Consider the following 16,781-nt stretch of genomic DNA (forward strand, 5'->3'; position numbering starts at 1 on the left):
CGCGAACCGCTACTGTGGTACGCGGCATAAGGAGGAAGCATGAGCGACGAGCGCACCATCGAAGCGCGCATCTACGAACGGCTAAGCAAAGTGATTGACCCCGAACTGGGCAGGTCCGTCACCGACTTGGGCATGATCGCAGCCATTGACGCCACGCCAGTGGCAGGCGAAACCAACACGTACGACGTACGGGTGCGGGTCGAACTGACCGTGGAAGGCTGTCCGCTGTCGCAGACCATCACCAACCAGATCAACGGCACGGTCGCCTCCTATCCTGATGCCACGTTGATTCCCAGCATCGAAGTCGGCTCCATGAGCCAAGACAAACTCACCCAGCTGGTGGCCGGCCTCAAAGCGGAACGTAAACAGAACCCGTTCAACAAACCCGGCATCAAAACCCGCATCTTCGCCATCGCCTCCGGCAAAGGCGGCGTGGGCAAATCGTCTGTCACCGCCAATCTGGCAGCCACATTCGCGGCGCTCGGCTACGATACCGCCGCCATCGACGCCGACATCTACGGTTTCTCGCTGCCTAGGCTATTCGGCGTGCAATCACAGCCCACGAACCTCAACGGCATGCTCATGCCCGTCACCGCATGGGGTGTGAAACTGATCTCCATCGGCATGTTCGCCGGCGCGGACAGAGCCATCCTATGGCGTGGTCCAAGACTGCAACGCTCCTTGGAACAATTCCTATCCGACGTATGGTGGGGCGAGCCGGACGTATTGCTGCTCGACCTGGCGCCCGGCACCGGCGACATGGCGATTTCCGTGGCACAGGCACTGCCGAACGCCGAACTGGTGGTGGTCACCACACCGCAGCCATCCGCCTCCGACATCGCGGTACGATCCGGCCTGGTGGCATTGCAGGTGCCGATGAAAGTTCGCGGCGTCGTGGAGAACATGAGCTACTACGAGCACAAAGGCGAGAAGCTACGTATCTTCAGCGAAGGTGGCGGCGCACGCGTATCCGAACAGCTGACCCACAGCCTCGGCTATGAAGTGCCACTGCTCGCACAACTCCCATTGGAGCCTGAACTGCGCGAAACCGGCGAAGCAGGCCGGCCCGCAGTCCTGACCAAAGAGGGCGCGTTGCGGTCGGACGGTATCGGAGAAACATTCAAGAATCTTGCCGAATCGCTGATGAGACTGCCTCAATAAAATCACCATACGGTTGGAGCGTTCCTCCAAAACAACACATCGGAATGCGACTCAGCCACGGAATACGGAATCCGTTATGAGACAAAACCGACGTAAATCGTGGGTCCTGTGTAATATCAGGCGCAGACACGGGGGCCGAATGGCTGAGAGGAAGCAACCGCTTCAACCGTATGAACGTATACCGGGTAATGCCGGCGCACGGACGTCTCTCTATTTCCCGTGCCTTGACGAAAAGAGAAAGGCACATATCCCATGACTGAAGAAAACCAGTCTTCCGCAGTTCGCAAACACAACAACAAGTGGCGCGTGGTCGATATCGTCGTCGCAGCCATCATCGCCGTCGCATCCGGCGTGATCTTCTGGGGCTGGGACATCGTCTGCACCGCGCCGCTGGCCCTCTTCGAGGCGGTGACTCCAGGCTTCGAAGGCCTGCTTAACGCTTTCTGGCTGTTCGCAGGCCCTCTGGCCGCCATCATCGTGCGCAAGCCTGGAGCCGCACTGTTCGCGGAAACCCTCGCGGCCGCGCTCGAACTCACCATGGGCAACCAGTGGGGCGTCGGCGGCTCGCTGATCGTCGGCATCGTGCAGGGCCTCGGCGCCGAAATCGGTCTTGCCATCTTCGCCTATAAGAAGTGGGACCTGCTGTCCACCACGATCTCCGGCGCACTTGCAGGCGTCGGCTGCGGCCTGTACTACTGGCTTACCAATCCGGCTTGGAGCGCGCTACGCGTCAGCATCTACCTGATCGCCTCCGCCATTTCCGGCGCGGTGCTCGCCGGCGCGGTGATGTACCTCCTGCAGGTGGCCATCGCCAAGACCGGCGTGCTCGACCGCTTCGAATCCGGTCGTACGCAGGAACTGGTCTGATTGTCCGATGCAAGCAAATCCCGCATCACATCAAGGTGGTGCGGGATTTTCTTGTGATGGCGCATCGCATGACAACGGCATACGAAACAACAGCATGACAATCAGAAGAAAGAACGACGAATGACCACTGACGTTCAGAACACAACAGCGGCCGGCGTGACCGCACATGATTGGGGATGGAGACACGCCTCACGTAAGGATTTCGCGCTACGACACGTCGACTTCGACATCAAACCGGGGGAGCGGGTACTGTTGCTTGGCGCTTCCGGCGCAGGCAAATCAACCCTGATGTCCGGTTTGGCTGGCGTGCTCGGTGGAGATGACGAAGGCGAGCAGGAAGGCGAGCTGCTCATCGACGGCGTCGACGCCAGACAAGCGCGCGGACGTTGCGGGCTGGTGCTTCAGGACCCGGACTCGCAGACGATTCTCGAACGTGCCGGAGACGACACCGCATTCGGCTGCGAGAACCTGAACCTGCCGAAAGATGAAATCTGGAACCGGGCACGAGCCGCCCTTGACATCGTCGGGCTCGACTACATGGCGTTCGACCGCTCCACACGAGGACTTTCCGGCGGGCAACGTCAGCGCCTCGCCTTGGCGGGCGTGCTGGCCATGCACCCTGGCCTGCTGCTGCTTGACGAACCGACCGCCAACCTTGACCCGGACGGTGTCAAGGAAGTGCACGACGCTGTCCGCCACGTCCTCGAACAGACCCATGAGACGCTGGTTGTGGTGGAACATCATATCGACGTGTGGCTCGACCTGGTCGACCGCGTCATCGTGCTGGGCAAACCCGAAGCCGATTCGAACGTCGGCGGCGTAATCGCCGACGGCACTCCAGACGAAGTGTTCGGCCACATGGGTCAGGTGCTTGCCGACGGCGGTGCGTGGGTGCCGGGCCGCACCATCGAAAGCCACGCGCCCAAACCGGAACAAATCCGGCAACCGCAGGACGTCGTGCTTTACACGCGGGATCTGAGCTTCGGCTATGATTTCCCGCTCGGCGAGCATATCGACCTCGAATTCCATTCCGGTGAGGTGACCGCGTTGACCGGCAGAAACGGCGTGGGCAAATCCACACTTGGACTCACTCTCGCAGGACTGCTCAAACCGATGGCAGGACGTGTATGCATGGCGGACGATCTGGTACCTCCCCATCGCGAAAACAATGTGATCACATGGAAAAGCCGCGACTTGCTGGGACGTATCGGCATGGTGTTCCAAGAGCCGGAACACCAGTTCGCCGCATCCACCGTGCGAGACGAGGTGGCCATCGGCCCCAAATCCATGGGCAAAACCGACGAGGAGGCGTATTCCATCGCCGACAGGCTGTTGGAACGCCTGAATCTTTCCCGCTTCGCCAAAGCGAATCCATTCACCCTATCGGGCGGTGAGAAAAGAAGACTGTCCGTGGCGTCCATGCTGGCTGCCGCGCCAAAAGTGCTGGTCATGGACGAGCCGACATTCGGACAGGATTTCACCACGTGGACCAGCATGGTCCAATTGATCGCCGGTGCGCGCGACCAAGGTTGCGCGGTCATCATGATTACGCACGATGAGCCGCTCATCGAAGCGCTGGGCGCACGCCGTATTTTGGTCAGAGAGGGGGAGTGACATGCTCGAAACCAACAAAAACAGTGGGCGCGACGGCAATGAAAAGCCCGAAACCATTACCGTGGTGCCACACAAGGAACGTCGTAACGAAACGAAGCCGGCGTCACCGTCATGGTTCGTGGCGAAAATCAACCCGGTAAGCCGTTTCATCGGTGCGTTGATCCTGTGCATTCCGATGTTCTTCACCCTCGATGTCGTTTCGGCATCCGTGGCGTTTGGTTTGGAAATGCTATTGTTATGGATCGGCGGAGTGGCTCCCTGGACGGTCTTGCGCAAGACATGGCCGGTATGGATAGCGGCCACAGGCAGCTTCGTTTCCGTGGCGTTGTACGGCAAGACATCCGGCACGGTGCTGGCCAATCTGGGCGGCATCATCGTCATCTCCCAAGGATCGCTCTATCTGGCGTTGGCCACATTCCTACGTGTCGCCGCAATCGCCGTGCCGGGTGTGATTCTGGCTTTGGGACTCGACCCGACCGATCTGGCCGACGGACTCGTGCAGATTCTGCGCCTGCCGCAACGTTTCGTATACGGCGGCCTTGCCGGCATGCGCATGTTCACGCTGCTGCAGGACGATTGGCGTGCACTCGGCCAGTCACGCCGCTCGCGTGGCCTCGGCGACGGCAGCACCATCAAACGCGTCTTCTCGCAAGCATTCAGCCTGCTCGTCGTATCCATCCGACGTGGAACGAAACTCGCCACCGCCATGGAAGCGCGCGGATTCGGATCCGACGCGCCACGAAGCCAAGCGCGCGAATCGAAACTGCATGCGGTCGACTGGCTGTTCTACGCCATCTGCATCGCGGTGCCGGCAATCGCGTTGGCCACCGCATACTACACCGGCTACTGGCATTGGGCGTTCAGCAACGTGTCCAACTAATGGATGATGATTCCCCAATCGGCAGCTAAATGAAAAAGCTCTCTGTCATACGTTCCAATCGGAATCGTATGACAGAGAGCTTTATTCTATTTCGGCAAGCCTTACACGGCTTCTTACTTGGCGAGCTTATCCAGCAGCAACGCTTCGGTGATGACGTTGTTCTTCAACGCCGGCAGACTGATGGACTCGTTCGGGCTATGCGCGTTGGCCTTCGGATCCTCCGGACCGGTGACCAGCACCTGCGCCTTCGGGAAGATGCGCTGCAATTCCGGAATGAACGGGATGGAGCCACCCTCGCCCTTGTTGACCGGAGCCACACCGAACGCTTCCTCCATGGCGTCCATGGCGTCCTTGGTGGCCTCAGCGTTCGGATCCATGGCCCAGCCCATGCCGTTGTCGAGCTTGTCGACCCACACTTCGGCACCGAACGGCGCATGCTCCACCATGAACTTGGCCAACGCCTCCTGGGCCTCTTCCGGGCGCTGGTTCGGCGCGGTGCGCAAGCTCAGACGGAACGTGGTTTCAGGAGAGATGACGTTGAAGGATCCTTCCACCGGATGCGCGTCGAACCCGATGACGGTGACGCTGGGCTTCGTCCACAGACGCGCGGCGAGCGAACCGGTGCCGGCAAGACGATACGATTCGACGATGCCCGCGTCGGCACGCACAGTCGCCTCGTCCATATCACGCTGCAGGCCGCCAACCGGTTCCTCGGACGCAACGCCCGGCACGGCCAAATCGCCATTGGCGTCGTACATGGAGGAAATCAACATCGCAGCCAGCGTGTTCGCGTCAAGAATCGGGCCGCCATACTGGCCGGAATGCACCGGATGTTCCAACGCCTTGACATGCACATCAATATCGGTGTTGCCACGCAGCGACGTGGTCAGCGACGGAATCTCAGCGGACCAGTTGCCCGAATCGGCCACAATGATCACATCGGAAGCGAACTCGTCCCGGTGCTCTTCGATGAACGGAATGAAGCTCGGAGAACCCATCTCCTCCTCGCCTTCGATGAACACCTTGATGTTCACCTTCAGATCGTCTCCAAGCGCTTTCAGCGCACCGGAATGAATGGCGATTCCACCGCCGTCGTCCGCGGCTCCGCGGCCGTACAGACGCGTGCCGATTTCAGTGCCGACGAACGGGTCGGTGTTCCATACGCTCGGATCCGGCACCGGCTGCACGTCATGGTGCGCGTACAGCAGCACCGTCGGCGCGTCCTCGCTGACGTTTTTGGAACCGATGACCTCCCAAGCGCCCGGCGTGCCGTCGGGGTTGTGCGACTGCACCACCTTCGTATCGACGCCGACCTCGCGCAGCAGGTCCGCCACGAATTGCGCGGAACGTTTCATATGATCGGCGGTGATGCCCTTCGCGGAAATCGACTGCAAGGCGATCTTCTGGTTCAACACGTCGACGATGCGGCTGAAATCAGATTCGACGCGCGTGCGGATCTCTTCGGCTCCTAAAGCTGTCATAATCCTTGATGCTCCCTATATATGCGTGTATATTACGCGGATTGAATATCGTGTGACGAATGTCCATTGTATCCGTTCTTTGCAGACCGTCCGACCGCAGCTTGAATCGCAGCTTGAACCGCAACGCAGACGGCACCGCGGGCGGCATCGAGCGTCGATACGTCACCTTACGCTCTATAGGCATGAGTTTGTTTACCAAGAAGGAAGAACCGGCGCAGGAGAACGTCGAGAGCAAGGCTGCACAGCCGACCTCCGGCAAGGGCCGTCCGACCCCGAAGCGCAAGGACGCCCAGGCGCAGAATCTCCGTCCGCTGGTCCCCAAGGATCGCGACGCCAGCCGTAAGGCGGCCAAGGCCCGCATCCGCGAACGTGAGAACGCCGAATACGATGCCATGCAAAGTGGCGACATCAACCACATGCCAAAGTCGGAACGTCTGCCGTGGCGCATCTACATCCGTGACTACGTCGATGCCCGCTTCAATCTGGGCGAGTTCTTCATCCCGGTCGCGTTCATAATCCTGATCGGATCCATGGTCGTCACCTACAAGTGGCCTGCATTGGCGTTGCCGCTCATGCTGATCATGTATGTCTACTTGTTCGCCGTGATTATCGACGTGGCGGTCATGTGGCACAAGCTCAAGAAGAAGCTCATCGAGAAATTCGGTGAGCAGTCCGTGGCCAAGGGCATGCGTTCCGGTTCCTATGCGTGGAGCCGTGCCATCCAGATTCGCCGTTGGAGGCTTCCGAAGCCTCGTTACCCGAAGCGTGGACACTGGCCGGAGTGATCGGTATCGAGAACCGCCGGTGATTTTTCAAGCCGTCAGCGAACAACTGACGGCTTTTCCATTACCATGGAAAACGATTGCTCGCATCGAACAAAAGCTCACTTCACGTGCGTGCAAACGAATCAATGAGGAACGAATTGGGATTCAATATGGTTCAACAGCATTTCGACATCGCTATCATCGGAGCCGGCCCCGGCGGTTACTCTACGGCACTGCGTGCCGCGGAACTCGGCAAATCGGTGGCGTTGATCGAACGTGACGGTACGCTCGGTGGCACATGCCTCAACCGCGGATGCATCCCATCGAAGGCATTGTTGACCGCCGTGCATAGCGTCGAAACCATCCATAACGCCGAACGCATGGGCATCAACACCACGCTGCAGAGCATCGATTTCGGCAGATTACGTGATTTCCGCGTCTCCACCGTGGAAACGATGACGAAAGGGCTGACGGGCCTGCTGGCGCATCGCGGCGTCACCGTATTCCGCGGTTGCGCGGCATTGCAGAACGCGCATACAGTACGTGTCACGCCGGCTGAGGGGGAGACGCAGGTATCGCGGTCCGTGGAAGCCGGCGTGTTCGAACCGGTTGAAACGGAACTTGCGATCGATGCCGACGACGTCGTGTTGGCAACCGGATCGCGTCCGCTTGCGTTGCCTGGAAATCCGTTCGCCGGCGCGCTGATCGATTCCACCCAGGCGTTGGAGCTGAATACCTTGCCCTCCAGCGCGGTGATTATCGGTGCGGGTGCGGTGGCATTGGAATTCGCGTCGCTGTGGAATGCCGCCGGTTGCGAAGTGACACTGCTGATTCGTAAGGACCGTGTGCTGTCCACATGGGAACGCCGTGCTTCGATGACGCTGACACGTGAGCTGAAACGCAGGGGAGTGAACGTGATCGCACGCACCGCGGTGGACCGTGTCGACACTGGCGCGAACCTAGGGGCCACTGTGCACTATCGGCAGGGCGATTCCGATGAGGACCGCACCGCTTACGGCGAAGTGGTGCTTGCCGCCATCGGACGTGTGCCCAATACCGACGCCGACTGGTTCCGCTCCAGCGGCCTGAAGCTCGACGAACGAGGATACGTGACCGTCGACGGATACGGACGGACGAACCTTGATGGCGTGTGGGCGCTGGGAGACATCACTCCAGGTCATGCGCTGGCCCACCGCGCCTTTGAACAAGGCATCACCATCGCTGAGAAAATCGCCGGAGCCGATCCAAAACCCGTGCTTGACGACACCGTGCCACAGGTGGTGTTCTCTTTCCCCGAAGCAGCAAGCGTCGGATTGACGCTCGACCAGGCAAAAGCGCGCGAAGACGTGGTCGAGCCGAAGGAGACGGCATACCCGATGCTGTCCAACGCGCGCATGCTGATGAGCGGGGAAGGCGGATCGATGACCGTCGTCAGCGGTGCGTTTGCGAACAATCCTGATATGCAGGTGGTGTTGGGCGTGCACATCGTCAGCCCAATCGCCAGTGATTTGATAGCGGAAGCCGAACAGTTGGTCGGCAACCGTGTCCCGCTTGCCGATGCGGCACGGCTCATCCACCCGCATCCCACGTTCAGCGAGACGCTCGGTGAGGCGTTGCTGAAAGCGGACGGACGCCCGCTGCATACGAGATAGGCGGAGTAGAATAGCGCAGTCGCACCATAAATGGCATGGTTCCTGATAAACTATCGTCCCAGTGTGTGTAACCGAACCGTCAAGCGAGGAAGTCGATGGCAGATAAAGCAGAGAAAAAGAAGCAGAAGAAGCAAGGCACCATCAGCCAGATCATCCAGATCTTCAAATACACCCAAGCTGAGGATAAGGCGCTTCCGTGGCTGTGCGGTGGCGTGTTCGTGGCACCGATTGTCGTGTTCGTCGTACTGGGCGTCATATTCAAGTGGCATGTGTTCAGCTGGATCCTGTTCATGATTCTTGCCGTCATGCTGGGCGTGCTGTTCGCCACCATGATGCTCACCAAGCGTGCCGACAAGGTCGGCTACGCCAAGATCGAAGGTCGTCCCGGTGCCGCAGTAAGCGTGCTCGGCAACATCAGCAAGGCCGGCTTCAACTTCCCCCAGGAACCGGTGTGGATTGACCCGAAGACCAAGGACGCCATCTGGCGCGGTACCGGTTACAACGGCATCTATCTGCTGGGCGAAGGCGATTACAATCGCGTCAAGCGAGCCATGGATCGTCAGGAGCAGCGCATCAAGGGCGTGACCGCCGGCTCCGAAATCCCGGTCTACCGTATGTACGTCGGCACCGGCGCAAACCAGACCCGCCTCAAGGACGTGCGCAAGACGCTGCTCAAGTTCAAGAGCTACCAGCCGACCCATCACAAGAACAAGCTGATGGCCGCCATCCATCCGAGGACTCGTTTCGTGCTCACCAAGACCGAGCTCACGGTGCTCAACGAGCGTCTGCGCACTCTGCAGCTGAAGAACGGCATGAGCGTGCCGAAGGGCGTCGACCCGATGCATTCGCAGCGCGTCAGCCGTCGCGCCATGCGCGGCCGCTGACGGTCATAGCACCCGCATGATGTCACGGAAGGTTCCGATCGTATTCATACGATCGGGACCTTTTTCATGCTGCCTGTCCATTAAATGAACGCTTCTGAAGGGGCGGACGTGGCTGTTCGTAACAATCGAATCGTGATTTTCCGCGAAATCACACCTCGAATATGTCATTACGAAACATTCTCGTAACCCAAATGGCGAGTGAGCGAAACGCGCGACCATAGACTAAGAGCCTGTAAGTAACTTATTCGAAAGGAGCGGTCCCGTGACTGCACTTGAAACCAAGGCTGATGCTGAGGCCCTTATCAACAAGGAAGGCATTGAGTATGTCTCCGTTCGCTTCACCGATCTGATCGGTGTTCAGCAGCACTTCACCGTGCCGGCAAGCGAATTCCTGAAGGACGCCTTCACCGACGGCATGCCGTTCGATGGTTCTTCCGTGGAAGGCTTCCAGGCCATCAACGAGTCCGATATGAAGCTGGTGCCGGACGTTTCCACCGCATTCATCGATCCGTTCCGCAAGCACAAGACCCTCGACGTGGCATTCTCCATCGTCGACCCGCTGACCGACGAGCCGTACTCCCGCGACCCGCGTCAGGTTGCCGGCAAGGCCGAGGCTTACCTGAAGTCCACCGGCATCGCCGATACCGCTTCCTTCGCTCCGGAAGCCGAGTTCTTCATCTTCGACAAGGTACGTTTCGAGAACAGCATGCAGCGCTCCTTCTACGAGGTGGACTCCATCGAGGCTCCGTGGAACTCCGGTATCGACACCGAGGACGATGGCACTCCGAACATCGCGTTCAAGAACCGCGTCAAGAAGGGCTACTTCCCGGTTCCGCCGATTGACCACACCCAGGATCTGCGCGACGACATGGTCGCCAACCTGCAGAAGGTCGGCCTGATTCTCGAGCGTTCCCACCACGAGGTGGCAGGCGCTGGCCAGCAGGAGATCAACTACCGCTTCAACTCCCTGCAGCACGCAGGCGATGACCTGATGAAGTACAAGTACGTCGTCCACGAGACCGCTGCCCTCGCTGGCAAGGCCGCCACCTTCATGCCGAAGCCGATCGCAGGCGACAACGGTACCGGCATGCACTGCCACCAGTCCCTGTGGAAGGACGGCAAGCCGCTGTTCTACGATGAGAAGAACTACGGCGGTCTGTCCGACCTCGCCCGCTGGTACATCGGCGGCCTGATCAAGCACTCTTCCTCTGTGCTCGCCTTCACCAACCCGTCTCTGAACTCCTACCACCGTCTGGTCCCGGGCTTCGAGGCTCCGGTCAACTTGGTGTACTCCGCTCGTAACCGCTCCGCCGCCATCCGTATTCCGCTGGCCGGCACCTCCCCGGCTGCGAAGCGTATCGAGTTCCGCGCTCCGGATCCGTCCTGCAACCCGTTCCTCGCCTTCTCCGCACAGCTGATGGCAGGCCTGGACGGCATCCTGAACCACATCGAACCTCCGGCACCGGTCGACAAGGACCTGTACGAGCTGCCGCCGGAAGAGCACGCTGGCATCAAGCAGGTTCCGAGCTCCCTGGCTGAGGCCATGGACGCCCTTGAGGAAGATCACGACTTCCTCACCGCAGGCGACGTCTTCACCGACGACCTGATTGACACCTGGATCAGCATCAAGCGCGGCGAGATCGACCAGGCTCGTCTGGCCCCGACCCCGCTGGAGTACGAGCTGTACTTCCACATCTGACGGGCATAACCCCTGAGCCCTACTAGCGACTGGGTTTTTACCCTGTCAGTATAGCTCAGGTCTAGTTGTATTCCGAAAACACGACCCCCGCACGACTCGCAAGAGCCATGCGGGGGTCGTGTCTTTTCCGTTTACCGCGGCCGTTCGGACAGGCCGGCGATCCAGTCGTCCAGGTCGCGCCGCCGGATACGCTCGGTCGACGAATGCACCGGGCGATGAGGTTGTCGTGCTTGATGGCCGTACGCACTGCTTTCCCGGGTGATCCGGCGTTGTCATTTTCTTCCTTACGGATGACGCTTTTTCGCGCATGGTCAGGGACATGACCCCTGACAAAGTAGCGTCGTTTTTTCTTCGGCAACGGTCACATTGTGTCTGCTGATCCCGCAATGCGTCGTTTACGCTCCTATACTCGGCCGTATGTTGTTCCAAGCCGGATCTTTGCTACTCGTCATCATCAGCGTCTACCTGCTCAAACGCATCCATATCTTCTCCGACAAATCCTATAAAGTGGTTCAGGGACTGGTATTCAACCTCACTCTGCCATGCGCCATCATCATGAGCTTCGCCACGAACAAGCATCCGATGAACCTGCTGTGGCTTGTCGTATTCGGCTTATTTGCCTGCCTGATTCCGTTGTTCGTCGTGTATTTCGGATCGCGCGGCGACGAGCCACGCTACCGTGCTTATCAGATGCTCAACGCGTCGGGACTGAACATCGGCGCGTTTTGCCTGCCGGTGGTGCAGACCTTCATGGGGCCAAGCGCCGGCCTGCCGGTCATCATGCTTGATATCGGCAACGCCATCATCGCCACCGCTGCATCCCTGACCATCACCCGTTCGTTGCTGCACTTGGGGAGCCCCGCCAAGAATCTGCCGTTGAGCCTTAAGATCAAGAACATCGCGCACGATTTCTACTCGTCCATCTCGTTTGACTGCTACATGCTTATGCTGGTATTCATGTTTGCCGGGTGGAGCGTCCCACATTGGATCGTCACGCTTATCACGCCGTTCGCCAATGCCAACGCGTTCGCTGCAATGGCCATGATCGGCCTGATGATGGAGATTCCCGACAATCACAAGGACCGTTCGGAACTGGGCAAGGTCATCGCATGGCGTTTCCTGTTCAGCGTCCTCATCGCATTGGCCGCATGGTTCCTGTTGCCGTTGGACGAACGTGTCCGCGAAATCGTGGTCTTGGCCGCATTCGCCCCGGTGACGATTTTCTCTACGAAATTCACCGACTCGCTGACGGGCAATGCCAAGCTTGCCGGCTTCTCATTGACCGTTACCGCGGTCATCGGATTGACGATTATGACGATTCTGCACGCCGTTCTGCCGGTCGCCTGACTTAGACTTGCGGGCGTGCATGCCGTCCGTTAGGCCTGATGTGTGGCGATGATGTGTTCGATTTCGGTCAGATTCGACGCGAAATAGATGCCGTGCTGACGTTCGGACGTGGAGAAGCCCACGTTGATCATCCGCTGCAGGAACGCCTTCATATCATCGTAGAAACCGTTGAGGTTATAGAAGATGCACGGTTGGGACAGCTGATTCAGGCAGATCTTCGACACCACTTCGCTGACTTCCTCCAATGTGCCCGTGCCGCCGGGGAAGGCGATGAACACGTCGCCCAGTTCGATCATGCGGGTACGGCGTTCCGTGATGTCCGGCACGATGACCAGTTCGGTTAGTCCCTGATGCGCCACGCCTTGGTCGGCGAACATCTGCGCTTCGATGCCGGTCACCTCACCGCCATGTGACAGCACGGCATCCGCTATCACGGCCATCAATCCTTCATCGGAGCCGCCATATACCAGACGGTTGCCGTTGCCTGCGATCCACGCGCCCAATTCCTCGACGGCCTTTCTGTACGACGGATCGTTGCCTTCATGCGCGCCGAGATATACGGTGATGTTCATATTGCATTCTTCCTGCATCCATGTGCCGGAGCGTTTCGCGCCCCGTTGTTCGTCATCAGTCTACCGGACCACATGACGAACAACGGGGGAGCGCAAAATACGGATTGGCTGAAAACGTCAACGTTTCCGTCGTTTGATGGGGGCCAATTCGAACACTTCGTCGGACGTCTTGGCCACTTCCGGACTGTGCGTCACAATGATGACGCAACGGTGCTCGTCATGCGCCAACATACGGAAGATGCCCATGATGTCGTCCTGCGTGGCCGGATCGAGATTGCCGGTCGGCTCGTCCGCGACGATGATGGAAGGACCATAGCTTAACGCGCGGGCGATCGCCACACGCTGCTGTTCGCCGCCGGACAGGTGCAGAATCCGCTCGTTCGCGTATTCCTTCGGCAGATGCACCTGTTTGAGCAATTCTTCGACGATTGCTTTCTTCGGCTTGTCGAACGATTTGCCGGACGCGTCCATCGACAGGATGATGTTCTCCGCCACCGTAAGGTTCGGCAGCAGGTTGAAGCTTTGGAAGATCACGCCGATATCATGGCTGCGAAAACGGTATCGGTCTCGTTCCGACAGGTCGGTGCCGTCGACCAGCACCATCCCTTCCGTGGGATTCGCCAGTCCCGAGATCAGTGATAGCAGCGTGGTTTTGCCTGCTCCGGACGGTCCGGTGATGGCATGCACTTTGCCGGCTTGGAAATCGTGGCTGATGTTTTTCAGCACGCGTTTGCCGCCTTTGGTGTAGGCATAACTGACGTTATCCAGCTGCAGCGTAGGCGGGTCGGTCTGCTGCGATTGTGCGCCGTTGGTCTCGACGGCTTCTTTTGCGATTGCCGTATTGGCGGTATTCGCGGAATTCGTTGTCATGGGAGGTCCTTTCCAGGAAAAACGTGCGATTGGATTGTCAGGAACGGTCGGCGAGCGATTTGGGGATGATGGCATCGCCATCACTGCTCGCGTCATAGCCGAACACCTTGCCCTTCACCATCGTGAAGCTGCCATTGGAGGCGTTGGCGACGGCCTCGTCGCTGGAGAAGCCGATTAGGGAGAAATCGCCGCTGACCATGCCCGCGCCGTCTTTGCTGCCCGCGACGTCGCCCATTTGTCCGTCGGGGCCACCGGACTGTTCATCCTGACGGGTGCCGTTATCCGTACCGGCGGTATCAGACGAATCCTTCATATTGGACGAGCCGGACGAGCTGGAGGAATCCGAACCGGACGAATCGGTGACCGGCTGGAAATCGTCGGTCGCCGCCAACCCCGTGGTCTCCATATAATAGTGGATTTCACCGCGGATGAAGCCTTCGCGTACTTCTGATAGTCGGCAAGCGAAAACTGCTTGTCGGCCAAAGCGGAACGCATGGCGTCGAAGTCAGGTTTGGCGGAAGCATCGGACGAATCGGAATCCGACTTGGACTGCTCGCGCGATTCGGAAATGAGTTTGCCGCGATCAAGGCTGATCTGCGCGGTGGCGGTGGTGTTATCTAATCCGCTGCTTCTTGCGGTGGCGGCCGCCTGCCGGATGGATAGGCCGATTGTGGCGGCAGCGGCGATGATGGTCACGATGACGATGATGAGCATATTGCGTCCCTTGTTGCGGGTGACGCTTTTCCATGCGTTTTTGACGACGAACATGGCTGTTTCCTTATGTGTTTCGATAGATATGAGCGATTGATGGTTCCGCGCCGCTCGCGATCGGCGTTTATGCTGATGGTAAAAGTTGTATCTGGCATACAACAGAAAGACGCTTTGTTCGCGCTGGGATGTGGCTGGATGTTTTCTGGACGCCTCGAAACATGACATGGCCGCGTCGCCAACCGCTTCGAAGGTGTTAGGCTAACGCGTATGCCTATGAAATCCGAAGTCATTGCAAACCCAAGGGCCGAACGCGTCCGCAGGGTCTCCGAACTTGCCGACAGGAAAGGCCGCAAGCGGTCCGGCAGGTTCATGGTGGAAGGACCGCAGTCGGTACGTGAACTGCTCTCCTGGCATCCCGACATCGTCGAGGATCTGTATGTGGAGGTCGTCTCTGCCGAGCCGGACGCGGCTTTCATCACGCCTACCGTGGCGCAGATGGCCGGCAAGGCCATGCAGACCGGTGCTTACGTGCATAAGGTGACGCATACCGTCATGCAGCACATGAGCTCCGACGCGCAGGGAGTGCTCGCCGTCGCCGACATGCGCGCTTTCCTCGATTCCGCCGTCATTGATGGCGATTTCGACGAACGCACGATGGTCGCCGCGTTCTGGCAGGTGCGCGATCCGGGCAACGCCGGCACCGTGATTCGTTCCGCGGATGCGGCCGGTTGCGCGGGCGTGGTGCTGGTGGACGACTGCGTGGACATCTTCAACCCGAAGGTGATTCGTTCCACTGCCGGCTCGCTGTTCCATCTGCCGGTCGTCTCCATGGGCACGGACGAGTATTTCGATTGGTGTGCGGAACGTGGACTCGCCGTGTACGCCGCCGACGTGTATGGTACCGATGCACGGCCGCCGGAACCGCTTACGGACGTGCTTGCCGTACCGCAATCACTTGCGCAAGCCAAGACGGTGCTGTTCGGCAACGAGGCGCGCGGGCTGACCCAGGATGTGTTGGAACGCGTCGACAGAATCGTGTCGATTCCCATCTACGGCAAGGCGGAATCGCTCAATCTCGGCACCAGTGCGGCGGTGATGCTGCTGAGCTTGGCTATGTCGAGTCATGTTGAAAGAATGTGAAGTCGTAAAAACGTTGGAATTGCGCGTTTTATGCGTAAAACAAACGGTTGATAAGAAAGGTATCTCGTGGCAGAGGGTGCGGTATTCGACGCCCAAGCGGTAACCGATGCGGTTGCCGAGGGCATCGCGAAAATCGAAAACGCCTCCACAATGGAGGAATTGAAAGCCATCAAGACGCAGTACGCCGGAGCGGAATCCGCGATGACGCAGGCCAGCAAGGCCATCGGCGCGTTGCCGAAGGACCAGAAGAAAGACGCCGGTAAGCTCATGGGCAAGCTTCGCGCCGACTTCGGTCGTGCGTTCGGCACCAAGGAAAAGCAAGTCAAGGCCGAAGAAGAGGCCCGCGAGCTTGCTGCCGAAACCGTGGATATGACCTTGCCGGTCAACCGCAAGCCGCTTGGCGCCCGCCATCCGCTGCCGAAGCTGATGGAGGATGTCGAGGACTTCTTTATCTCCATGGGCTGGCAGATTTCCGACGGTCCGGAAGTGGAAACCGAATGGTATGACTTCGACGCGCTGAACTTCGGTCCGGACCATCCGGCCCGCCAGATGCAGGACACCTTCTACGTCAAGGGCAATCAGGCCAAGGACGCCGCGGGCTTCGTCGGCTCCAACATGGTGCTGCGCACCCAGACCTCGTCCGATCAGGTCCGTGGACTCATCACCCGTGGCGTGCCGTTGTACATCGCCTGCCCGGGCCGTGTGTTCCGTACCGACGAACTTGACGCCACCCACACCCCGGTGTTCCATCAGGTGGAGGCCCTCGCCGTGGACAAGCATCTGACCATGGCCGATTTGAAGGGCGTGCTCGACAAGCTTGCCGTGGCCATGTTCGGCCCGGAAGCCAAAACCCGTCTGCGTCCGAGCTACTTCCCGTTCACCGAGCCGAGCGCCGAGCTCGACCTGTGGTTCCCCGATAAGAAGGGCGGCGCCGGTTGGCTTGAATGGGGCGGCTGCGGCATGGTCAACCCGAACGTGCTGAAGTCTGCGGGCCTCGATCCTGAGGTCTACACCGGCTTCGCCTTCGGCGTCGGCGTGGAACGTACCCTGCTGCTGCGCCACGACATCAACGACATGCACGACCTGGTGGAAGGCGACGTGCGATTCAGCGAACAGTTTGTGATGGGGGAGTGATTGAC

The 16,781-nt window shown here is 59.3% G+C and carries 16 protein-coding genes and 1 riboswitch; of the genes, 11 read left to right on the plus strand and 5 right to left on the minus strand.

The window, feature by feature from the left end:
- The first annotated feature begins 39 nt into the window (after window positions 1-39).
- The 4 genes from KSX58_RS08565 to KSX58_RS08580 all read left to right on the plus strand — a co-directional run bounded on the left by KSX58_RS08565 (window position 40) and on the right by KSX58_RS08580 (window position 4,522).
- Window positions 40-1,161, plus strand: a complete 1,122-nt coding sequence (locus KSX58_RS08565; RefSeq protein WP_217736165.1) for a P-loop NTPase — start codon at window positions 40-42, stop codon at window positions 1,159-1,161.
- A 118-nt stretch (window positions 1,162-1,279) separates the two neighbouring features.
- A riboswitch (TPP riboswitch) is annotated at window positions 1,280-1,382 on the plus strand.
- A gap of 31 nt (window positions 1,383-1,413) precedes the next feature.
- Entirely contained in the window at window positions 1,414-2,028 is a 615-nt protein-coding gene (locus tag KSX58_RS08570; protein ID WP_003810333.1) for an ECF transporter S component, read from the plus strand.
- Between the two features lie 120 nt (window positions 2,029-2,148).
- Entirely contained in the window at window positions 2,149-3,642 is a 1,494-nt protein-coding gene (locus tag KSX58_RS08575) for an ABC transporter ATP-binding protein (protein WP_033499829.1), read from the plus strand.
- Window position 3,643: 1 nt separating this feature from the next.
- Window positions 3,644-4,522: an energy-coupling factor transporter transmembrane protein EcfT gene (locus KSX58_RS08580; protein ID WP_038444566.1), complete on the plus strand. Its 879-nt coding sequence runs from the start codon at window positions 3,644-3,646 to the stop codon at window positions 4,520-4,522.
- A 113-nt stretch (window positions 4,523-4,635) separates the two neighbouring features.
- On the opposite strand, the gene KSX58_RS08585 is transcribed toward KSX58_RS08580, so the two are convergent.
- The gene (locus KSX58_RS08585) at window positions 4,636-6,003 is read right to left on the minus strand and encodes a dipeptidase (protein ID WP_217736164.1); all 1,368 of its coding nucleotides are present in this window, start codon (window positions 6,001-6,003) and stop codon (window positions 4,636-4,638) included.
- A gap of 182 nt (window positions 6,004-6,185) precedes the next feature.
- Between KSX58_RS08585 and KSX58_RS08590 the strand changes: the two genes are divergently transcribed.
- From KSX58_RS08590 to KSX58_RS08610, 5 genes are all read left to right on the plus strand, one after another.
- The gene (locus KSX58_RS08590) at window positions 6,186-6,788 is read left to right on the plus strand and encodes a DUF3043 domain-containing protein (RefSeq protein WP_034984602.1); all 603 of its coding nucleotides are present in this window, start codon (window positions 6,186-6,188) and stop codon (window positions 6,786-6,788) included.
- A 149-nt stretch (window positions 6,789-6,937) separates the two neighbouring features.
- Window positions 6,938-8,419, plus strand: coding sequence for an FAD-dependent oxidoreductase (locus KSX58_RS08595; RefSeq protein WP_217736163.1), 1,482 nt, complete (start codon window positions 6,938-6,940; stop codon window positions 8,417-8,419).
- Between the two features lie 95 nt (window positions 8,420-8,514).
- Complete coding sequence (locus tag KSX58_RS08600; RefSeq protein WP_217736162.1) at window positions 8,515-9,303, plus strand: DUF4191 domain-containing protein; 789 nt, start codon at window positions 8,515-8,517, stop codon at window positions 9,301-9,303.
- 262 nt (window positions 9,304-9,565) lie between these two features.
- Window positions 9,566-11,002 (plus strand): type I glutamate--ammonia ligase, encoded by a 1,437-nt coding sequence (gene glnA / locus KSX58_RS08605; RefSeq protein ID WP_003810315.1) that lies wholly within the window; start codon window positions 9,566-9,568, stop codon window positions 11,000-11,002.
- Window positions 11,003-11,419: 417 nt separating this feature from the next.
- Window positions 11,420-12,349, plus strand: coding sequence for an AEC family transporter (locus KSX58_RS08610; protein WP_003810311.1), 930 nt, complete (start codon window positions 11,420-11,422; stop codon window positions 12,347-12,349).
- A gap of 29 nt (window positions 12,350-12,378) precedes the next feature.
- Here KSX58_RS08610 and KSX58_RS08615 read toward each other — a convergent pair whose 3' ends face one another.
- From KSX58_RS08615 to KSX58_RS10505, 4 genes are all read right to left on the minus strand, one after another.
- Window positions 12,379-12,921, minus strand: coding sequence for a TIGR00730 family Rossman fold protein (locus tag KSX58_RS08615; protein ID WP_021913356.1), 543 nt, complete (start codon window positions 12,919-12,921; stop codon window positions 12,379-12,381).
- 117 nt (window positions 12,922-13,038) lie between these two features.
- A complete protein-coding gene (locus KSX58_RS08620; RefSeq protein WP_003810307.1) occupies window positions 13,039-13,791 on the minus strand; it encodes an ABC transporter ATP-binding protein in 753 nt (250 codons plus the stop codon).
- A gap of 37 nt (window positions 13,792-13,828) precedes the next feature.
- Window positions 13,829-14,104 (minus strand): hypothetical protein, encoded by a 276-nt coding sequence (locus KSX58_RS10500; protein ID WP_237976478.1) that lies wholly within the window; start codon window positions 14,102-14,104, stop codon window positions 13,829-13,831.
- Window positions 14,101-14,559 carry a hypothetical protein gene (locus KSX58_RS10505; protein WP_003810303.1) on the minus strand — a complete coding sequence of 153 codons (459 nt, stop codon included), beginning with the start codon at window positions 14,557-14,559 and terminating at the stop codon, window positions 14,101-14,103. Before KSX58_RS10505 ends, KSX58_RS10500 begins: the two co-directional genes overlap by 4 nt.
- Before the next feature lie 210 nt (window positions 14,560-14,769).
- Between KSX58_RS10505 and KSX58_RS08630 the strand changes: the two genes are divergently transcribed.
- Together KSX58_RS08630 and pheS are read left to right on the plus strand one after the other, a co-directional pair.
- The gene (locus KSX58_RS08630; protein ID WP_217736161.1) at window positions 14,770-15,642 is read left to right on the plus strand and encodes an RNA methyltransferase; all 873 of its coding nucleotides are present in this window, start codon (window positions 14,770-14,772) and stop codon (window positions 15,640-15,642) included.
- A 66-nt stretch (window positions 15,643-15,708) separates the two neighbouring features.
- Window positions 15,709-16,776 (plus strand): phenylalanine--tRNA ligase subunit alpha, encoded by a 1,068-nt coding sequence (gene pheS / locus KSX58_RS08635; RefSeq protein ID WP_003810298.1) that lies wholly within the window; start codon window positions 15,709-15,711, stop codon window positions 16,774-16,776.
- The last annotated feature ends 5 nt before the right edge of the window (window positions 16,777-16,781 follow it).

Origin of the sequence: Bifidobacterium sp. MSK.17.10 (genome assembly GCF_019129655.1) — a bacterium.
GTDB lineage: Bacteria > Actinomycetota > Actinomycetes > Actinomycetales > Bifidobacteriaceae > Bifidobacterium > Bifidobacterium adolescentis.

What these genes read in the sequence shown, in the direction of transcription:
- KSX58_RS08565 (WP_217736165.1), top strand. Translation starts at nt 40, where the DNA reads ATGAGCGACGAGCGCACCATCGAAGCGCGCATCTACGAACGGCTAAGC.
- KSX58_RS08570 (WP_003810333.1), top strand. Translation starts at nt 1,414, where the DNA reads ATGACTGAAGAAAACCAGTCTTCCGCAGTTCGCAAACACAACAACAAG.
- KSX58_RS08575 (WP_033499829.1), top strand. Translation starts at nt 2,149, where the DNA reads ATGACCACTGACGTTCAGAACACAACAGCGGCCGGCGTGACCGCACAT.
- KSX58_RS08580 (WP_038444566.1), top strand. Translation starts at nt 3,644, where the DNA reads ATGCTCGAAACCAACAAAAACAGTGGGCGCGACGGCAATGAAAAGCCC.
- KSX58_RS08585 (WP_217736164.1), bottom strand. Translation starts at nt 6,003, where the DNA reads ATGACAGCTTTAGGAGCCGAAGAGATCCGCACGCGCGTCGAATCTGAT.
- KSX58_RS08590 (WP_034984602.1), top strand. Translation starts at nt 6,186, where the DNA reads ATGAGTTTGTTTACCAAGAAGGAAGAACCGGCGCAGGAGAACGTCGAG.
- KSX58_RS08595 (WP_217736163.1), top strand. Translation starts at nt 6,938, where the DNA reads ATGGTTCAACAGCATTTCGACATCGCTATCATCGGAGCCGGCCCCGGC.
- KSX58_RS08600 (WP_217736162.1), top strand. Translation starts at nt 8,515, where the DNA reads ATGGCAGATAAAGCAGAGAAAAAGAAGCAGAAGAAGCAAGGCACCATC.
- KSX58_RS08610 (WP_003810311.1), top strand. Translation starts at nt 11,420, where the DNA reads ATGTTGTTCCAAGCCGGATCTTTGCTACTCGTCATCATCAGCGTCTAC.
- KSX58_RS08615 (WP_021913356.1), bottom strand. Translation starts at nt 12,921, where the DNA reads ATGAACATCACCGTATATCTCGGCGCGCATGAAGGCAACGATCCGTCG.
- KSX58_RS08620 (WP_003810307.1), bottom strand. Translation starts at nt 13,791, where the DNA reads ATGACAACGAATTCCGCGAATACCGCCAATACGGCAATCGCAAAAGAA.
- KSX58_RS10500 (WP_237976478.1), bottom strand. Translation starts at nt 14,104, where the DNA reads ATGAAGGATTCGTCTGATACCGCCGGTACGGATAACGGCACCCGTCAG.
- KSX58_RS10505 (WP_003810303.1), bottom strand. Translation starts at nt 14,559, where the DNA reads ATGTTCGTCGTCAAAAACGCATGGAAAAGCGTCACCCGCAACAAGGGA.
- KSX58_RS08630 (WP_217736161.1), top strand. Translation starts at nt 14,770, where the DNA reads ATGCCTATGAAATCCGAAGTCATTGCAAACCCAAGGGCCGAACGCGTC.